We start from the raw sequence: 16,911 nt of genomic DNA, 5'->3' as shown, positions 1-16,911 counted from the left end.
ACTTTAAAGGAGAGGTGATTCAATCATGAAAAAATGGACTAAAAATGCAGCAGCCGTATTGACCGTAGTAAGTGTACTGGGAGGAGCAAGCAGCGCATTCGCCGCTACAGCAACAACGACTCCAGCGAGCACTGCACCAGTAACCAAAGCTCCTGCGGTTATGACACCAGCTACCAAAACACCGGCAAAAGCACCTGTGACGAAAACACCTGTGGTAAAAACACCGGTTAAAAAAGCTGTAACAGCTCATAAAACAACAACCAAAGCAAAGAAAGCCCCTGCCAAAAAATCCGTTGCGAAAAAAGCGGCAAGCCACAAAACAAAAGCAGTGAAAGGGCAGCACCGTACAGTTAAACATCATGCCAAAAAACATAATGTTGTTAAACACAAAGCAACAGCTCATAAAACTCGTACACATCATGTCGTAGCTAAAAAAGTGACCCACAAAACTCCAGTTAAAAAAGCAGTCCCAGCAAAAACAGCTCCAAAAGCAGCAGCCAAAGTAGTAACAACCAAGAAATAAGTTTGATGCGTAGTTAGCACTCAGCTCGCCTGGCATATACAGCAGCGATTCATGATAAGAAAGACGGGACCGGGAACGGTATACCCGTCTTTTGTCTATTCTGCTAGGCTTCTGTTAAGCTTAAAGAGAGGATGGAAGCATCCAGAACAACGGCAAGGGGTTAAGGCCATGACAAAAATAGTAGTAGTGGATGACGATGTGTTCATTCTGCAATTAATATCTGAATATTTGAAAAAAGAATCCTACGAGGTGACTTCCTTTTCCAGCGGTAAAACACTGGTAGAGCATATCCGTACGAACCGTCCGGATTGTCTCGTTCTTGATATTATGATGCCTGGCATTGATGGGCTTTCTCTACTGACTCAGCTTCGTGAGTTTACGGAAATGCCGATCATTATGATCTCTGCCCGTGGAGAAGAGAACGACCGTATTCACGGGCTGGAGCTGGGCTGCAGCGATTTTTTGACCAAGCCCTTTAATCCAAGGGAGTTGGTAGGAAGGGTCAAAGCAATGCTGAGACTGAGCAAGGCCGGAATGTCTGCATCGGACGATAGGCAAGCGGCAGAAAACGCAGATCTATGCCATGCGGGCAATCTGTATATTTTTGCTGACTTTCGTAAAGTCACAGTGGACGGACAAGAGCTGAATTTAACCTCACGTGAATTCGATCTGTTGCTGTTTCTTGCGAATCATCTGGAAAGACCTTTTGGCAGGGAACATCTGATTCAGCAGGTGTGGAGCTATGATTTTATAGGTGATGTGAGAGTCGTGGATGATCTGGTCAAACGGATTCGTAAAAAGTTAGCTGAATATCACTCTACGCTCGTCATTAACACCGTATGGGGTTTCGGATATAAAGCAACGGTTCAGGAGTTGTAATCATGCGTACGATGAGAGCTAAAATACTGCTTTCCCTGTCCATCGCCATGCTTATTACCGTCTGTATTACAGTGGTCTTATTCATCAGACTTATCGACGACATTCTGGTGAATCAAGCCAAATCCAAACTTCATGAGCAGGCACGCAAAGCCGTCCATATTATGAGTGATGGAGGCTTTGATCGACTGGATAATGCTGAATTTAACTATGTTATCAAGGGCGTGCTTTTATCTACCGATTACTTTATTTTAAGCACGGATAACCACATCATCGACTCAAGCGTTTCTGGAATGGAAGGCAAAAAGATCGAACATTTGCTTTTGATCCGCCAGGGATTTTTTGCATCGGTTCATCCGTCTGCCCAGGATCTGACCGCTACACATGAAGGGGTGGCTGTGCTTCAAGGTAAAAAGGTACTGTTTACGAATGAGGAATTGCCCGGACAACCTTTTCGTATTTTTGTATACTCACCCTTATCTTCTTTGAGAGCCCTGTATGTACCGTTAATGAGAACCACATTACTGTCTATCATCGCGGGTTTTTTAGTGATTCTCGTCATTGGTCTGATGGTGGTCTCGCGTCTGGTGCGTCCGCTCAAACGATTGAAAGAGGCGGTTGGCAACTATGAGCCGAATCAGCCGCAGGATAGTGATTTTCCACAGGCGGATAAAAGTGAGATTGGCGAGCTGATCGGCACCTTTCATTCCATGTCCGCCCGTATTCAGCAGCACCATCACGGTCAAATTGAATTTCTACAAAATGTATCTCACGAGCTAAGGACACCGTTAATGTCGATTCAAGGCTATGTATATGCCATACAGGATCAAGTGGTATCCCAGGACGAGGGACTGAGTATCATCAAAGTGCAGTCCCAGCGGTTAATTGACATGGTGGAAAAGCTGCTGCAGCTATCGAGGCTGGAGGCGCTGAATGAAGAGTGGCCTGTCTCTCTGGTTGATCTTAGAAGCATGGCGGAGGATGCTGTTCATCTATTGATGCCGGTGGCTGCTGAACGTTCTATCTCGCTCCGAGTGGAGGGAGAGGGTCTGCATGTGGCCGTTCCGGCCGAGCAATTGTTCCGCATGATATTGAATTTGCTGCAAAATGCAGTTCGGCATACCTCTGCGGAGGTTGTCATTCATTTGGAGACAGGGACAACACCGGAGGTTGTATGGGTTATGCATGTGGATGATGATGGGGAAGGGCTGACCGAACAAGAGGCAACCGAGGTGTTCGGAAGATTCTATGCGGGCTCGAATGGTGTCACAGGTCTTGGATTGGCTATTTGTCGTCAAATTGCTACCCGGTTGAATGGAGAACTACTCTGCACACGTTCGCCATTGGGTGGAGCACGCTTCAGCTATATCCAGCGCATGTTATAAATGAGTACAAAAATGGTTAAAAATGATCGTTTTTTCGGAGAAACATTTCATTTATCTAACATCGAATGGAAGTTTTTCGGTGATATTTGAGATATAGCTTGACTGGTAGGTACTAAACTGAGTAAAATTAATCGTATATACCTTGACTCATGGACGTCGTTTTTTTAGATAGTGGTCAATAATAGTGATGAATAATAAATGAAAGAGTGATGAGATGAACCGCCTTTTGGAAGTGAAGGACTTAACGATATCTTTCAAGACCCGCCAGGGACTAGTGCAGGCCATTCGTGGCGTAAACTTTCATGTCAATAAAGGAGAGACGCTGGCGATTGTGGGCGAATCCGGCTCAGGTAAAAGCGTAACCTCACAAGCTGTTATGAAGTTGATTCCGACCCCTCCGGGCATTTATCAAAAGGGTCAAATTATGTTTGACGGACAAGAGCTGATTAATAAAACGGAAAAGCAGATGCAAAAAATTCGTGGTAAGGAAATTGGCCTGATTTCTCAGGACCCAATGACTTCGCTTAACCCGACGATGAAAGTGGGCAAGCAGATTACGGAAGTGCTTTTCAAGCATGAAAAAATATCCAAGGATGCTGCTCGCAAGCGGGGTATTGAGTTGCTGAATCTAGTAGGTATTCCACATCCAGAACAGCGTTTTAACCAATATCCGCATGAATTTAGTGGCGGTATGCGTCAACGTGTCGTCATTGCGATGGCATTGGCTGCTAATCCGAAACTTCTGATTGCCGATGAGCCGACGACTGCGTTGGACGTAACGATTCAAGCTCAAATTTTGGAACTGATGAAAGATCTTCAGAAAAAGATTGATACTTCCATCATCTTTATTACTCATGACCTCGGTGTTGTGGCGAAGATGGCTGATCGCGTTGCTGTTATGTACGCAGGACAAATCGTGGAAACAGGTACGGTTAATGAAATTTTCTACAACCCGAAACATCCATATACATGGGGCCTTCTCGCCTCTATGCCAAGTTTGGACAGCCATGGTCAGAAGCTGGCAGCTATTCCGGGAACACCTCCGGATCTGCTTCACCCACCTGTAGGGGATGCTTTTGCAGCTCGCAGTTCTTATGCTATGAAAATTGACTTTGAGAAAGAGCCTCCACTCTTTCAATTATCCGATACGCACTTTGTGAAATCATGGTTGCTGCATCCAGATGCGCCAGCGGTTGAGCCGCCAGATGCGGTAAAGGCTAAGCTTCGCAAGCTGGATAACGCATTTGAAAAGCCGGTTTTGGTAGAACAATACGGCAGTTAATGTGCGCTATAATTTGTAATTAAACAAATGAAAAATAAAAAAAGGGCTGTTCTCTCCGTGTGGAATCATTCTACGGAGGAAACAGCCTTTTTGGTGTAAAATCGCAGGTTGTATGCGTCTGCGGTTATTTGTGTTAACGGGCAGTGTTTACAGCTTACCAGAGCCAGCTTGGGAAGTGACTTCTGCCTTCACACTGGCGGATGGGGAAATTTTATCGTTCAGCGATGGTTTCCAGCCTACAGAGGAGCTAAGACCCGCGCTGGAGCCTGCATTAACAGCTTGTATACAGTGAAGGATATTCGGAGCGTTTTACATCACCTGTATAGTAATTGTTGTACAGATGGACTTGTCCATACCGCACGCGTGGTGTGCGTTGTACCGTGTTTTCATAATAATTGTGATGCAGGGTTACACGTAAAGTCCCTTCATCTGCTGTTTTACTGTCGCTGTTGCCAATAATCGATGATTTATCATGATCGTAAAAATGATTGTAAGAAACCGTAACCAGATCGCCCTGGTTAATCACATCGAGAAGCCCATCATGATGCTGGTATTCTTGACCGTAAAAGGAGCCGTTTTGGCTATCTGGGTGAGATCCATCATTGAAGGTATTGTGGTCTACCCATACATGTGTGGCGCCGTTAATTGTAATGCTGTCATATTCCGAATTCCAATTGCCTGTGCTGCCGTCCGTTGGGTCCCATTGAGGAAAATAATCGTAGGCATCCTGGAACTCAATATTACGGATAATGACATTATCTGTCCCTTTTTTTAGTTGAAGGTTCGCGCCGTTAATGACGGCATTGCTACCCTGACCGACAATCGTTGTATTAGAAGGAATCTCAATGACGACACGACTGGCCTGATTTTTTTGTGAAGCCTCACGTGCCTTTTCCAATGTGCCGGACGGAGCCTTTTTACCCCAAGTGGATGGGTCATAAGCTTTGAGGTAGGCGTCAAAATCATATTTAGAGTCCTTGTAATCGTTCAATCCCAACGGCTTGTTATTGTCATCGACGTTGGCGTTGACCGTGCCTTTGACATAAATGATTTTAGGCGTACTATTGCTGTTTTTGCCCAAAGCATCGACTAATTGCTTGCGATTCGTTACGGTGAAAATATTAGAAGAAGAGGCTGCAGCTCCGCCTGTTGTGCCTGTAGAAAAGGCTGCCCAACCGTTTTTGTTACCAAGCGTTTCTTTACCAATATCGCTGGCTGCATGAGCAGGTGAACCAAGAGGGGACAGGGTAGTGAATAGCAGAGCTGCTGCAATTCCGAGTGAAAATCTCTTTTTCATAAAATACCTCCGTATATTGGATGAATAGAGTAGACAAACGAAGGGAGTCCCGGGTGCTCCTGTGGTTTCTACATTTTCTATCATACTTCGTGTTCCAGTATTTGTTAATATAATAAAAGTTACATACTAAAATTTTTGTCGAATTTTTTATATAATTCAATAGACCCTTACTTTTTCCAATCAAGACGTATATGTAATAATGAAAACGTTAACAATCACACGGAATAGGAAATGTATATATGAATATATGGAATTGTTTTTGTGTTTTTTCTCAAAATGTTAACGATTTCAATCTATACATTCTGGAAGGTCGATTTATAGATTTTTGCAGAATCCTCAGGTAAAATGGCTTGTAATAAAGCTGAGGAGGAATGGGCATCATGGCAGAGCATTTAGCAGATATCTTGAAGTTGTTGAAGCAAAAAGACTGGGTAGATTTGTCCCACGCTTTTTATCCTGAAATCCCTCATTTTCCAGTATTCGATAATGTTCAGGTGGATACCCTGTTTACCCACGACGATGGCTTTTTTGTAAAACAATACTGCTTTCCAGGTCAGTATGGGACTCACATTGACGCACCCGTTCATTTTGTGAAGGGCAAACGTTACTTGCATGAGCTTTCATTGAAGGAGCTGGTTTTGCCGCTCGTTGTCATTGACCGTTCAGCAGCCGTTGCAGCTAATTCTGACTATGAACTTACGGTTGCGGATATTTTGGACTTTGAGAAAGAGCATGGACGCATTGCTGATCAGTCCTTTGTCGCTTTTCGCAGTGATTGGAGCAAACGTTGGCCTGATTCAGATGCCTTCTCGAACAAGGATGACGCCGGAGATGCACACTGTCCGGGCTGGTCGCTAGAGGCGCTACGCTTTTTGGTAGAAGAACGGAATGTGGCTGCCATTGGACATGAAACGCTAGATACGGATTCTTCTGTAGCTTATCGCAAAGCTGGCAAGCTGGTAGGGGAATATTACATATTGGAGCAGGATCGGTATCAAGTTGAGATGCTGACAAATTTGGACAAGTTGCCCCCGACGGGCGCGGTCATATATAATATCGTTCCGAGCATTCAAGATTCCCCCGGATTTCCAGTGCGCTCCTTTGCTATTTTGCCTTAATCATACAGTACCCAGTCATTTGAAAACGATTGTATATTCATCTTGAGCTTAAAAGACCGATTCAGATATCGACATCTGAATCGGTCTTTTCTAGCTTATACGGGGTAATGTACAGTGTGAATGACCGTTCAGTCCATCTTGAATCAAAAGGATGAAACGTCTTAAGTGATAATTGTTACGGTAGGGGCAGAGATGGTGGGCTGAGTTGATATGGTGGAGGTTGTGCCGCTAAAATCAGATATTTCTATGACAGCGGGGACACCTGGTGTAATATCTACAGAGGCAATGACCAGACTTGCCGTGGTCAGGGTGAATAAGGAACTCTGCTGAATAACTCCATTAATATAATAATTAGCAGAATCAGTAGCCGTTAATGTTGGTAAAGCAACTACTGGAGCGTCGGCGTCATCTACGAAGCTTGCAGCAGGAATAGTTGTTGTTGTTGCTCCGATCATCCCGGCTGTAATTGTTGCAAAAAAACGAGTCACGGCTGGGGTTACAGTCGTGCTTATGGCACCACCAGTTGCTACGGGAGCAGTAGCTACTGCTGTGTACACAGGTTTTATGATGGGCATAGTTTTCATCTCCTTTCTTTACTGGTATGAGCCATTCGGTGGCTCTTAATCAATAAATGATTTCTCAACCTATTCGGAAACGGCATATTAACCTTTCTATTAATAATAGGGTGAATGGAGAAGGCCTATTTTGCTACAAATACAGATGGAAGCGAATACTTGGAATCGGCATCCTACAAATGCCTAAAACCCTAAAGAGGGATATGCATACAATACATAAATAAGCATGTGAGAAGGAGGTGTATACGACTGGTATGAGGAGACGCGATTCATCACTAAGAAGGCAAGGAAAAAGAACCGTACATTGCAAGATCAACAAACGTAAAAAGTGTAAAACAAGTTATTCACTCAAAGGTAGAACAAAAACGGGGTTCCATGCCAAAAAGCATCCAAAGCTAATCATGCAACGGAGATGTAGAAATGCTCCTACCAAGCGGAGGCGGAGAATGGGCAAGACGGGAAAGCCGGGTGTTCCAGGTTCGGCAGGAGCACAGGGTATTCCTGGTTTGACAGGGAAGCAAGGCGAAGCCGGGTTAACAGGGGTACAAGGTATTCCAGGTTTAGCAGGAGCACAAGGCATACCGGGAACTGCGGGAACACCGGGAGTCCAAGGAATACCAGGAATACAGGGTCCAGCAGGAACACGGGGAGCGCCAGGTCCGGCTGGCGTCCAAGGTAGTTCAGGTGCAACAGGTGCACCCGGCCCTACTGGAGCACAGGGCATAGCGGGCCCAACCGGAGCCCAAGGAATAACAGGCCCAACCGGTCCGGCAGCTGACATTTCAAATATTGAAATTATACCCATAGCCGAGCGATATTTTTATTTTGCACCTGCTACAATTGAGTCTTCAATCACGATTATGGCGGATCAATTTTCTGTAGATGGTGTACAGGAGCCCTTTCAGCGGTTTAATGTCGGAAGCAACAGTTATGCCAATCTATACATTAATGGAATGATACAAGAAAGCACATTGTATAGACTGACACCTGAATCGCTGACGATTCGCCTTAACGAAGGGGAGGCAATTTCCTCCGGCACACCTATTATTGTGGAAATTGTTCAATTTAGTGTGCGAGCCAGTGGATGATACTGTTCGCGGTGAGGCAACCCAGAGGCAGATACAGCTGTTTTTGGGGCAACGAGCCTTTGCGTCCGACATGCCAAAGCTGAAGACCGGCCTTGGAGCTTTGGTTATGGATGGCGTGCACGACTTTTTGCAGCGGGGAAATGTGCTCGTCGCTCATATGCCAAGACTGCCTGAGTCTTTTCCCTGCTGGGTGACTGCATGCACCTTAAGCATAATGAGTCCCGCCTGCCCGAGCGCCCGTTTTATTCGATTACATATCTATTTTATATGAATAAAATGTGGCGATACACGTATCATTAATTGTATTTATGATCATTCACTTATAAAAACATGGTATTTAGGTTTAATACAATATATATCAAATGAAAGTATGAAGACAGAATGAGCCTGCATAAAAATATAATTTGCATTTTAGTTAGTTATCACTTACTATAATTTTATGAACAAGAAAACACATATAGACAGCAAAAAGAAAGATATTCTGCAGGCAGCGATGTGCTTATTTGCAACCAAAGGAATTGACGGGATTTCAGTCAAAGAAATTGGAGAGGCTGCCGGTGTGACGGATGCCGCGATTTATAAGCATTTTAAGAGTAAAGATGCGATGGCCTTGGAAGTATTTGGGCAGTATTGCAATAGCTACACCACCTTAATTGACTTCTATCGCAAGCAGAGTGGGAACTTCGTTAGTCGTTTCCATCAACTGGTGGATGAAGTGCTGAATATGCATGATGAGGACCAGTATGGTTTGCTTCTACTATCACAGCATCATGAGCTGTATGTTGAAGCAAGCCAGAGCCAGAATGTGCGTCAGCCGCTGGAGGCGTTGACTGAATTCATCGAACAGGGGATTCAACAAGGTGAACTGCCGAAGCAGGATGCTAAGCTATCCGGTGTGCTCATCATTGGAGCTATTACACGCTTGTCCGTATCCAGCCTGGAAGGTGAACTTCCACAGCAGTTGGTTCCATTTGCAACAGAGGTCAAACAACGTTTAACAGCTTTATTAAGTAAAGGTCAGTAGTGACCTTTTCTTTTTAAATATAAAGTTAGTGTTTTCTAACTAAAATCATAATGTGAAGATAGGAAGTGGCTTATATGTCTAAAAAAATATTGGTGATTCAAGGGAATCCAGTCGCTGGCAGTTATGGAGAAGCGTTGGCTCAATCCTATGTAAAAGGAGCGAAGGCTGCAGGAGCAGAGGTTCGTTTGTTGCAGTTATCCGCGTTGGATTTTAACCCAAATCTATTAGGTGGATATCGTAATAAATTGCCGCTGGAACCTGATTTGATCCAAGCACAGGAGTCGATTAAATGGGCAGAACATCTTGTTTTTGTCTTTCCAATCTGGTGGGGCAGCTTGCCTGCATTAATGAAAGGCTTCATTGACCGTACCATTATGCCGGGGTTTGCGTTTAAGTATCAAAAAGGAAAATCCTTGCCTGACAAGCTTCTAAAAGGAAGAACAGCTCGCCTCATTACAACGATGGACGGTCCGCACTGGTACTACCGATTTTTCCAGGGACAGCCTGGGCATCGGATGATGAAGGATTCCACGCTGCATCTATGTGGTGTCAAACCAGTGCGTTCTACGACCATTGATCTTATGAATAAGTTATCGGATCAGCAGCGCAACGATTGGCTGAGCAAGGTGGAGCAGCTAGGTCGAAGCATGAGCTAGGTGTTCCCCTGACCCAAACCCATTGGCCTACAGGTAAACCATAGCGGTATCTGAGCATAATCGACCTGCGAGAAGGAAAAAGACCGCAATGGGAGCAACTAGCTCGCATTGCGGTGTTCGGAATAGCTTATGTTTGCAATCAACGTTAAATAAATATCGATGCAACGATTAAAATAAATCCGATCGCTAGACCTGCAGGGCCCCAATAATGCATAGGGATAAAAAACAGACTGTGCTGGGTTCCCATTCGATAGCGTTGTCCCGTTTCCATATCAACTAGCACTTTGTCCGAGTCGGAGTTGAGTGCTTTCCCCAAATACCAGATAATAACTCCCGACACAATGAACACAAAAGCCATTGGCAGCCGGGAATCTATGGAGTCAAGCCCTAGAGCGGATACTAAACTACCGACAATAACAAATAAAATCCCTGGAATAATAATATTTAAAATACCAAAACCCTTCCAAATAATCACATGAATACTTCCTTTCTAAATTAAAATCCAACATATGTATTTATCGGTTGAAAGAGAGATTTAGTTTACAAAATGACCCATTCAATGGGGAATTTACAATGTGTAAAACTGGAAGAACAAAAAAAGCCGTTTCTCCACATCTTCATAGCCCAGCATAATCTGGCCTGAAGGAGGGAAATCGGCTTTTTTAATTAAGTGAAGTTGAAGGCCTGTGCCTATTCGGCTGCTGCTTCCGCTTGCTGGGCTACGGAAACAACAGGCTTCATAATTCGACCCAGCATATCTTGCTTCGGACGATTCCAGGTAGTCCAGTCATCCAGCAGCAGACCGCCTGTGTCGCCGCTATTCGGATTCAGGGACCAGTACGTAAAGTACAGGTTGTTGGCACCAATATAGTCTACGAGTGCATTTTGCCATTTCCCCTCAGGAGTAGACAAATCAACATTACGACCGCCGAATTCACCGACCAGTACCGGAGCTATGTTTTGCTTGCTGATGTAGCCCCAGGTTTGATCCCAGATCGCTGGCAGGTTGGACGGGAAGGCCGGGTCGTTGAACCATGGCTGCGAAGAAACACCGGGGCCGTAATCATGTGGAGAATATACGACACGGTTCGGTACGTCCAGAACGACAGGATAGTTGGCTACACCTGTCAGGTTGCCACCCCACCAGTATTGGCTATTGTTGCCTTGTACATTGTGGTCTACACCTTCTACGAGAATCAGCCAATTCGGATTTACGGACAGAATCGCATTCCCTGCACGTTGTGCCGCCAGACGCCAGTCTGTGGAGGCATTGCCTGTACCCCAGCTTGCTTGACCGTGTGGCTCGTTATGCAAATCCGCACCAATGACGGTGGGGTTGTTTTTGTAACGATCAGCCAACATTTTCCAGTCACTAATCCAGCGAGACTCAGGGTACTGGGATGTGTACCACAGCTCGGATTGCCCGCCTGAGCTTGGACGGTGACGGTCAAGGATAATCTGAATACCGCGTTGTCCAGCTTTTTCGATCAGCTTGTCCATAATTTGAATCGGAGTTAACCCGACTAGATCAGGGTTTTTGTGATAATCAATACTGTCTGGACGGGAACTGGAATCGAATAACTGATTGCTGTAAGGCAGACGAATCAGATTGTAGCCTTCTTTCTTCACCTGATCCAGCATGTCGTCCATTGAGCGACTCCACAGTCCATGCAAGGTGTAATTAGGAGTTTCCAGACCGAACCAGTTCAGGCCGTTAAATGCCGCTTCTTTCCCGGATTCGTCTACAATCTTGTTTCCTTGGGTGTGATAATATCCTTTCACACTGGCTGCATCTGCAGAAGCTGGTGTATAGCCATACAGTGTGAAGCCCATTACGAGGGAGGCAATGACGAAAAATGTTTTTTTTAATCCTTTTTTCTTCATAATTCTGCTTCCTCCTTTATTTAAAATAATTTGTAATCGATTACATTTTTATTTTATGTTCAAATCTTCCATCAAACAAGTTCATAAAATTCGTGTATTTCTAAGATTTCGTTCGAAATCAATAGATTTATAACAACGGATTATCAAGCTAAGTAGGAAAGTTCCTCTTGTAAAAGATTCGTGAAGGAGTTTCCACCCCGTATTTTTGGCCGCGCTTGTATATGAGGTAGAGGCACGCTCTAACTCTTTATTTATTATATTTTCCTGCTGTAAAAGAAGGTATATAATAAAGTGAAATTCACTTTACATACAGGTTGCAGAATATATATTTGAAAATTAGCACGCATGACATGCAAAAAAGAAAGGAGGGTAATTATGGTAGCAACGATGAAGGAAGTGGCAGAACGTGCCGGGGTGTCGAAGAGTACAGTTTCGCAGTTTCTACAAAAGAGATACAACTATATGAGTGAAAACACCAAGAAGAAGATCGAGCAAGCGATTGAGGATCTCAGTTATATACCCAATGAGGTGGCACGTAGTCTCAAGCAGAAGAAGACCTTCATTGTGGGGGTTATTTCTTCAACCATTTTATCGAGATTTACAACAGAAGTCGTGCGTGCCATTGAAGATGAATGCCAACTGGAAAATGTCCAGGTCATTGTCTGCAATACCGATGATGATTCGCTCAAAGAGAAAAAGTATGTCCAGTCGATGATTGCTCGGCAAGTGGATGGACTTATCATTTTCCCGACGGAAGAGAACAAGAAATTATATGTTTCCCTTGCCAAGAATGGCTATCCCTTCGTGTTTGTGGACCGAAAAATCGATGAAATCAGCGTAGATACGGTGCTATTGAATAATGAAAAGGCCAGCGAGCTTGCGGTTGAAGCACTCATTGAGCATGGTCATAACAACATTGGGATTATCACGTTCCCCTTAGGCAAAAAAGCGATCACCACACGAAGTGAGCGACTGTCAGGTTACCGAAATACGCTGGGTAAACATGACATACCCGTGAATGAAAACTATATCAAAAGCGGCAGGTTGGATGAAATGCCTAATCTGATTGGACAACTATTCCACATGGAGAACCCGCCCACCGCAATCATTGCTACGAATGACATGATTTTGGAGCAGGTGCTGATCTTTGCCAAAAATAATCATCTGACCATACCTAATGACTTTTCCTTGATTGGCATAGATGATGTATCCTTTGCGTCTTTTTATAATCCGCCGATCACAACCGTTTCCCAGCCGAGTTTTGAAATGGGGAAAAGGAGTGCCCGGCTACTGCTGGAGAAAATTGATCAAAAAGAACAGGATCATGAGGAGCTGTCAGAAATCATCCGTATGAATCCGGTCATCAACCACAGAGAATCGGTCCTAAAGCTGAACTGAATGTTTGAATAAGTCCTTTTCTTTTTTTTGAAAACGTTTTTATGAATTCTATTGTAAAAAGAAAATAAAGAGCTATAATGATCTTATGATTCGAGTCATGAATACCCTTTCATTTATGGTTGTCCTGAATTTAGTGATGATGGTGATTGAAGAGAGGGGAGGAATGGAGCTTAAGCGAATAATGTATGGAGTAATTTGTGATTTAATTCACAAGGAAATGATTCTGCTTCTTTTTACATTCCCGGAAGGGAAATTTTTTTCGAGTATTACTAAATCGATTTAGTAAGAATGGAAAATAATAAAAGAAAGTCGGAGATCACTATGGAAATGTTTATGAGCATTATCAGGGAGCCATCCATCATTATCGCGATTGTGACATTACTCGGCCTTATATTCCAGAGGAAGAAAGTATCAGAAATCATTACGGGAACTACCCTTTCTTTCATGGGCTTCACCATGATCAAGGTCGGCGGCGGCATTTTAGGAGGCGTTCTCACTAACTTCAGCCAAATTTTTTCTTATGCGTTCAACCTTAAAGGTGTCGTACCCAGCAATGAAGCCATTATGGCACTGACCATTGATCAGATCGGGGCGGATGCTGCGCTCATTCTGCTCTTTTCCATGATCCTTAACATCGTGCTTGCACGTCTGACCAAGTTCAAGTACATTTATTTGTCTCTTCACTTGATTTTGTTTATGAGCTTTGCCGCTACAGCCGTTATGAAAGGTCTAGGTCTCAGTTCGCTGACTACGATCATCGTCGGTTCATTGATCATTGGGAGCTATATGGCGGTGTTTCCTTACCTACTCCGAAATGCCAGCAAAAACATTATTAAATCGGATGATTATACGATTGCTCATGCTTCCATGACCTCTTACATTCTGGGCACCTATTTAGGGAAAGTGTTCGGCAACCGTGAAAATGACACCGAAAATGTAAAAATTAATGACCGCATCAGTTTTTTGCGCGACCCCAATGTTGCAACGACCTTGACGATGCTTGTGCTTTTGCTGGTATCCGGACTGGTTGCTGGTTCTGATTATGTCAGCAAATTATCGGATGGCAAAGAATATATCGTCTTTATCCTCGAACAGTCAGCTATTTTTGCTGCCGGCTTGTATATCGCAAAAGCAGGTGTTAAGCTGTTCACAACTGAAATTGTACCCGCTTTCAAAGGATTCTCCCAAGTGTTCGCACCTGGAGCAATCCCTGGTGTGGATGTTCTGGTACTGTTCGATAAATCACCCAATTCCGCGTTGGTAGGCTTCTTGGTCAGCTTCTTCACAGGCGTTGCCTGCGTCTTTCTTTTCCCGTTTGTCGGATTGCCTGTCATTGTGCCAGGGATCATGGCCTGCTTCCTCGCTGGTGGTGCAGCCGCGATATTCGGCAATTCCAGCGGTGGTTTTAGAGGAGCTGTTATTTCCAGTTGTCTTAATGGATTCTTGCTCTGTCTGCTACCAGCTCTCACCTTGCCGCTCTTTTCTTTTTTGGGTGCCGAAGGGGTAACGTTCGCCGATCCCGACTTTACTACCCTTTCCGGAGTACTTTGGCTTATTTTTCGCTGGTTTTAAACTAAACCGATTTATGAATTTTTTCAAAATAACTCATCTAAATCAATTGTGCTTAAAAAGAGGAGGAATGATCCATGTTTTTTAATGACCAAGATATTCAAATTGATATCGTTGACAGTAATACCACCCGGAAAGTGCTGGCCCACAGCGACCAGCTTATGTATGTCAAAGTGATGTTTGCCAAAGCCCAAACAGGGGAAATCCTGTTGCATAAGCATGTCCATGAACAAGTCACTTATGTAATAAAGGGAAGTTTTAAGTTCATGATTGATGATGGCGAAACCAAGGAAGTCCAGACCGTCAAAGAAGGAGACAGCATCCATTTTCCATCCGATACTCTTCATGGCTGTATCCCACTGGAGGATGGCGGCATTCTGCTAGATGCATTTACACCCGCACGTGCAGATTTCCTGTAACGTCCGATCATTTCATTTTTATCTTTTTTAGAAGAAGACCGGCAAGTATGTTATATTTAACAAACGGCAATCGTGATGAGCAGTAATATAGTGATTTTTAGAAAAGGATGAGACAATTTTGGAAAACAACGAAACTCAGCAGGAATTTGCAGAAGTATATGAGCAGCTTAAAGTAGCTGCAAACCGAACCTCCGATTGGAAAACACGCCTAGCTGCGGTAAATGATCTGGGTGCATGGAAGAACCAGCAGACGATTGACTTGCTGACACATCGTTTGAATCATGATACGGTATATGCCGTTCAGGAAGCCGCTTACCGCAGACTTCAGGAATGGGGCGAGAATGTACAGCCGCCTGTGCGCAAAGAGGGTGAGCTTGTTAAGGGCCTGACGAAGATTCTGGTGCGGATTAAAAAAAGCTTGCCAGCCGACCATACCTACAACGATTTTCGCGAGAAGCTGCACAAGATGAGAGTCGATATTTATGACATCTATGAAGGCGACAAGGGCGCTGAATTTGACCAGTGGCTGGAGCAAAAATGGGCTTCATTATCCACAAGGTAATTTCTGAACCCTGTAATTGTATGTATTTTAAGGATGGTTGCAGGTGATACAGACAGAGCCTTAACAAGGATAAGGGATTATCTTTGTTAAGGTTTTTTTGTATATATACTTCGGCAATAGGGTACGATGGGATCGGATTATTTTAGTGTGTACATGGGAGGGACTAACATGAGCAAGGCGAAGCTGTGTTTTATCGGGGCTGGCTTTCACGCTTCAACGAATATATATCCTGCTGTTATTGGGGCAGGTGCTGGAATTCAGGCGATTGCGACTAGAGATTTAAGCAGATCGAAGAAAGCACTTCAGCGGTTTGGAAGTAGTGGCACACCTTATGACAATTACAAGGCTATGCTGGAGCAGGAAGACTGTGATGGAGTTGTCGTGATAGCACAAGCGGCAGATCATCCTTCGCTCGTACTAGACTGCATTAAGGCTGGAAAACATGTCTTTGTAGACAAGCCACTGGGTTGGAATGCCGAGGAAGCGGCCCAAATTGCAGATGCGGCAGAAGCAGCAGGCGTCGTGCTGATGGTCGGTTTCATGAAGCGCTACGCACCTGTATACATAAAGTTAAAAGAATGGATTGAGGGTGGCTCGCTTGGAGCCGCACGCTCATTTCAGGCAAAATTTCTCGTGGACAGTACCCAGTTTTGTAAAACTGGCGAAGACTTCATGAAGCTGGCGGCGGTTCATATGGTCGACCTGGTACGTTATTTGTTCGGGGAAGTGGTACAGGTTACCGGATTTGCGAACGATAACGGTGAGTGTATTTCCCATACGATTGCCTTGAAATTTGAAAATGGTGTAGTGGGCAGTCTATACTTCGCAGGTATGACAGCATGGACACGCGAGAGTGAAGGGATTACGGTAACTTTTGATCACGGTTTTGCGAACGCGGATGAGGTGAATACACTGATCATTCACAAGTCGGAGAGTCATACAGAGCTTCCTTGGAAATCCCTTGCGGAAAATGATACGGTTCTGACACCATCAGCTTCCGCGATGTCGGGCGGATACCGTGATTTGTACTTGCGCGGTTTTGTCGGTGAAATTTCTCATTTCATGAACTGCTGCCAAGAAGGACGGACGCCTGATTCAAGTGGACGAGACAACGTGAAAACGATGGAGCTGTGCGACCGCATTTTGGCTGCACTCCAATAGGATATCGATACCCATGTAATATACTAACTTTGCAACCTGAACGATACCTTTGTTTGGGCACTTAAAAAAAGTTTCGGTTTAACTAGCTGTTAGA

General features: G+C 44.3%; 18 protein-coding genes and 1 pseudogene. 14 read left to right on the top strand and 5 right to left on the bottom strand.

Features of this window, described 5'->3' with window-relative positions; genetic code table 11:
• Window positions 1–25 precede the first annotated feature (25 nt).
• The 4 genes from MHH57_RS18105 (at window position 26) to MHH57_RS18090 (ending at window position 4,066) form a co-directional block, all read left to right on the top strand.
• Window positions 26–523, top strand: coding sequence for a hypothetical protein (locus MHH57_RS18105; protein WP_340956463.1), 498 nt, complete (start codon window positions 26–28; stop codon window positions 521–523).
• Between the two features lie 168 nt (window positions 524–691).
• Window positions 692–1,402, top strand: coding sequence for a response regulator transcription factor (locus tag MHH57_RS18100; RefSeq protein WP_029515637.1), 711 nt, complete (start codon window positions 692–694; stop codon window positions 1,400–1,402).
• Window positions 1,403–1,404: 2 nt separating this feature from the next.
• Window positions 1,405–2,784, top strand: coding sequence for a HAMP domain-containing sensor histidine kinase (locus MHH57_RS18095; RefSeq protein ID WP_342434371.1), 1,380 nt, complete (start codon window positions 1,405–1,407; stop codon window positions 2,782–2,784).
• Window positions 2,785–2,998: 214 nt separating this feature from the next.
• Window positions 2,999–4,066: an ABC transporter ATP-binding protein gene (locus tag MHH57_RS18090; RefSeq protein WP_029515635.1), complete on the top strand. Its 1,068-nt coding sequence runs from the start codon at window positions 2,999–3,001 to the stop codon at window positions 4,064–4,066.
• 147 nt (window positions 4,067–4,213) lie between these two features.
• On the opposite strand, the pseudogene MHH57_RS18085 reads toward MHH57_RS18090, so the two are convergent.
• Window positions 4,214–5,363, bottom strand: a pseudogene (locus tag MHH57_RS18085) (pectate lyase).
• 380 nt (window positions 5,364–5,743) lie between these two features.
• Between MHH57_RS18085 and MHH57_RS18080 the strand changes: the two are divergent.
• Window positions 5,744–6,481 carry a cyclase family protein gene (locus MHH57_RS18080; protein ID WP_342434370.1) on the top strand — a complete coding sequence of 246 codons (738 nt, stop codon included), beginning with the start codon at window positions 5,744–5,746 and terminating at the stop codon, window positions 6,479–6,481.
• A gap of 161 nt (window positions 6,482–6,642) precedes the next feature.
• On the opposite strand, the gene MHH57_RS18075 is transcribed toward MHH57_RS18080, so the two are convergent.
• Window positions 6,643–7,056 carry a DUF4183 domain-containing protein gene (locus MHH57_RS18075; protein WP_013311418.1) on the bottom strand — a complete coding sequence of 138 codons (414 nt, stop codon included), beginning with the start codon at window positions 7,054–7,056 and terminating at the stop codon, window positions 6,643–6,645.
• Between the two features lie 446 nt (window positions 7,057–7,502).
• Between MHH57_RS18075 and MHH57_RS18070 the strand changes: the two genes are divergently transcribed.
• Window positions 7,503–8,144 carry a DUF4183 domain-containing protein gene (locus MHH57_RS18070; protein ID WP_080658569.1) on the top strand — a complete coding sequence of 214 codons (642 nt, stop codon included), beginning with the start codon at window positions 7,503–7,505 and terminating at the stop codon, window positions 8,142–8,144.
• Here MHH57_RS18070 and MHH57_RS18065 read toward each other — a convergent pair.
• Window positions 8,122–8,301: a hypothetical protein gene (locus tag MHH57_RS18065; protein WP_238437886.1), complete on the bottom strand. Its 180-nt coding sequence runs from the start codon at window positions 8,299–8,301 to the stop codon at window positions 8,122–8,124. The two genes, MHH57_RS18070 and MHH57_RS18065, sit on opposite strands and share 23 nt — an antisense overlap.
• Before the next feature lie 282 nt (window positions 8,302–8,583).
• On the opposite strand from MHH57_RS18065, the gene MHH57_RS18060 reads away from it, so the two are divergent.
• The gene (locus tag MHH57_RS18060; RefSeq protein ID WP_209949784.1) at window positions 8,584–9,168 is read left to right on the top strand and encodes a TetR/AcrR family transcriptional regulator; all 585 of its coding nucleotides are present in this window, start codon (window positions 8,584–8,586) and stop codon (window positions 9,166–9,168) included.
• A gap of 74 nt (window positions 9,169–9,242) precedes the next feature.
• Complete coding sequence (locus MHH57_RS18055; RefSeq protein WP_029515630.1) at window positions 9,243–9,824, top strand: NAD(P)H-dependent oxidoreductase; 582 nt, start codon at window positions 9,243–9,245, stop codon at window positions 9,822–9,824.
• Between the two features lie 145 nt (window positions 9,825–9,969).
• On the opposite strand, the gene MHH57_RS18050 is transcribed toward MHH57_RS18055, so the two are convergent.
• Both MHH57_RS18050 and MHH57_RS18045 read right to left on the bottom strand, forming a co-directional pair.
• A complete protein-coding gene (locus tag MHH57_RS18050; protein ID WP_029515629.1) occupies window positions 9,970–10,299 on the bottom strand; it encodes a hypothetical protein in 330 nt (109 codons plus the stop codon).
• Between the two features lie 215 nt (window positions 10,300–10,514).
• The gene (locus MHH57_RS18045) at window positions 10,515–11,708 is read right to left on the bottom strand and encodes a glycoside hydrolase family 5 protein (protein ID WP_039272989.1); all 1,194 of its coding nucleotides are present in this window, start codon (window positions 11,706–11,708) and stop codon (window positions 10,515–10,517) included.
• Window positions 11,709–12,083: 375 nt separating this feature from the next.
• On the opposite strand from MHH57_RS18045, the gene MHH57_RS18040 reads away from it, so the two are divergent.
• The 6 genes from MHH57_RS18040 to MHH57_RS18015 all read left to right on the top strand — a co-directional run bounded on the left by MHH57_RS18040 (window position 12,084) and on the right by MHH57_RS18015 (window position 16,817).
• Window positions 12,084–13,106, top strand: coding sequence for a substrate-binding domain-containing protein (locus MHH57_RS18040; protein ID WP_342434369.1), 1,023 nt, complete (start codon window positions 12,084–12,086; stop codon window positions 13,104–13,106).
• Between the two features lie 85 nt (window positions 13,107–13,191).
• Window positions 13,192–13,389, top strand: coding sequence for a hypothetical protein (locus tag MHH57_RS18035; protein ID WP_029515626.1), 198 nt, complete (start codon window positions 13,192–13,194; stop codon window positions 13,387–13,389).
• Between the two features lie 50 nt (window positions 13,390–13,439).
• A complete protein-coding gene (locus MHH57_RS18030; RefSeq protein WP_318627507.1) occupies window positions 13,440–14,678 on the top strand; it encodes a PTS ascorbate transporter subunit IIC in 1,239 nt (412 codons plus the stop codon).
• 74 nt (window positions 14,679–14,752) lie between these two features.
• On the top strand, window positions 14,753–15,094 hold the full coding sequence (locus tag MHH57_RS18025) for a cupin domain-containing protein (protein WP_029515624.1): 342 nt from the start codon (window positions 14,753–14,755) through the stop codon (window positions 15,092–15,094).
• A 118-nt stretch (window positions 15,095–15,212) separates the two neighbouring features.
• Window positions 15,213–15,656, top strand: a complete 444-nt coding sequence (locus tag MHH57_RS18020) for a HEAT repeat domain-containing protein (protein ID WP_029515623.1) — start codon at window positions 15,213–15,215, stop codon at window positions 15,654–15,656.
• A 168-nt stretch (window positions 15,657–15,824) separates the two neighbouring features.
• A complete protein-coding gene (locus MHH57_RS18015; protein WP_342434368.1) occupies window positions 15,825–16,817 on the top strand; it encodes a Gfo/Idh/MocA family oxidoreductase in 993 nt (330 codons plus the stop codon).
• Window positions 16,818–16,911 lie beyond the last annotated feature (94 nt).

It is taken from the genome of Paenibacillus sp. FSL H7-0442, assembly GCF_038593105.1.
GTDB classification, from domain to species: domain Bacteria; phylum Bacillota; class Bacilli; order Paenibacillales; family Paenibacillaceae; genus Paenibacillus; species Paenibacillus polymyxa_D.
Note: the sequence above shows the minus strand (reverse complement) of the source record. Positions and strands in the feature narration are given on the sequence as shown.

Bases quoted from the DNA above. Each gene is read 5' to 3' on its own strand.
- MHH57_RS18105 (WP_340956463.1), top strand. From the start codon at position 26: ATGAAAAAATGGACTAAAAATGCAGCAGCCGTATTGACCGTAGTAAGT.
- MHH57_RS18100 (WP_029515637.1), top strand. From the start codon at position 692: ATGACAAAAATAGTAGTAGTGGATGACGATGTGTTCATTCTGCAATTA.
- MHH57_RS18095 (WP_342434371.1), top strand. From the start codon at position 1,405: ATGCGTACGATGAGAGCTAAAATACTGCTTTCCCTGTCCATCGCCATG.
- MHH57_RS18090 (WP_029515635.1), top strand. From the start codon at position 2,999: ATGAACCGCCTTTTGGAAGTGAAGGACTTAACGATATCTTTCAAGACC.
- MHH57_RS18080 (WP_342434370.1), top strand. From the start codon at position 5,744: ATGGCAGAGCATTTAGCAGATATCTTGAAGTTGTTGAAGCAAAAAGAC.
- MHH57_RS18075 (WP_013311418.1), bottom strand. From the start codon at position 7,056: ATGCCCATCATAAAACCTGTGTACACAGCAGTAGCTACTGCTCCCGTA.
- MHH57_RS18070 (WP_080658569.1), top strand. From the start codon at position 7,503: ATGGGCAAGACGGGAAAGCCGGGTGTTCCAGGTTCGGCAGGAGCACAG.
- MHH57_RS18065 (WP_238437886.1), bottom strand. From the start codon at position 8,301: ATGAGCGACGAGCACATTTCCCCGCTGCAAAAAGTCGTGCACGCCATC.
- MHH57_RS18060 (WP_209949784.1), top strand. From the start codon at position 8,584: ATGAACAAGAAAACACATATAGACAGCAAAAAGAAAGATATTCTGCAG.
- MHH57_RS18055 (WP_029515630.1), top strand. From the start codon at position 9,243: ATGTCTAAAAAAATATTGGTGATTCAAGGGAATCCAGTCGCTGGCAGT.
- MHH57_RS18045 (WP_039272989.1), bottom strand. From the start codon at position 11,708: ATGAAGAAAAAAGGATTAAAAAAAACATTTTTCGTCATTGCCTCCCTC.
- MHH57_RS18040 (WP_342434369.1), top strand. From the start codon at position 12,084: ATGGTAGCAACGATGAAGGAAGTGGCAGAACGTGCCGGGGTGTCGAAG.
- MHH57_RS18035 (WP_029515626.1), top strand. From the start codon at position 13,192: ATGATTCGAGTCATGAATACCCTTTCATTTATGGTTGTCCTGAATTTA.
- MHH57_RS18030 (WP_318627507.1), top strand. From the start codon at position 13,440: ATGAGCATTATCAGGGAGCCATCCATCATTATCGCGATTGTGACATTA.
- MHH57_RS18025 (WP_029515624.1), top strand. From the start codon at position 14,753: ATGTTTTTTAATGACCAAGATATTCAAATTGATATCGTTGACAGTAAT.
- MHH57_RS18015 (WP_342434368.1), top strand. From the start codon at position 15,825: ATGAGCAAGGCGAAGCTGTGTTTTATCGGGGCTGGCTTTCACGCTTCA.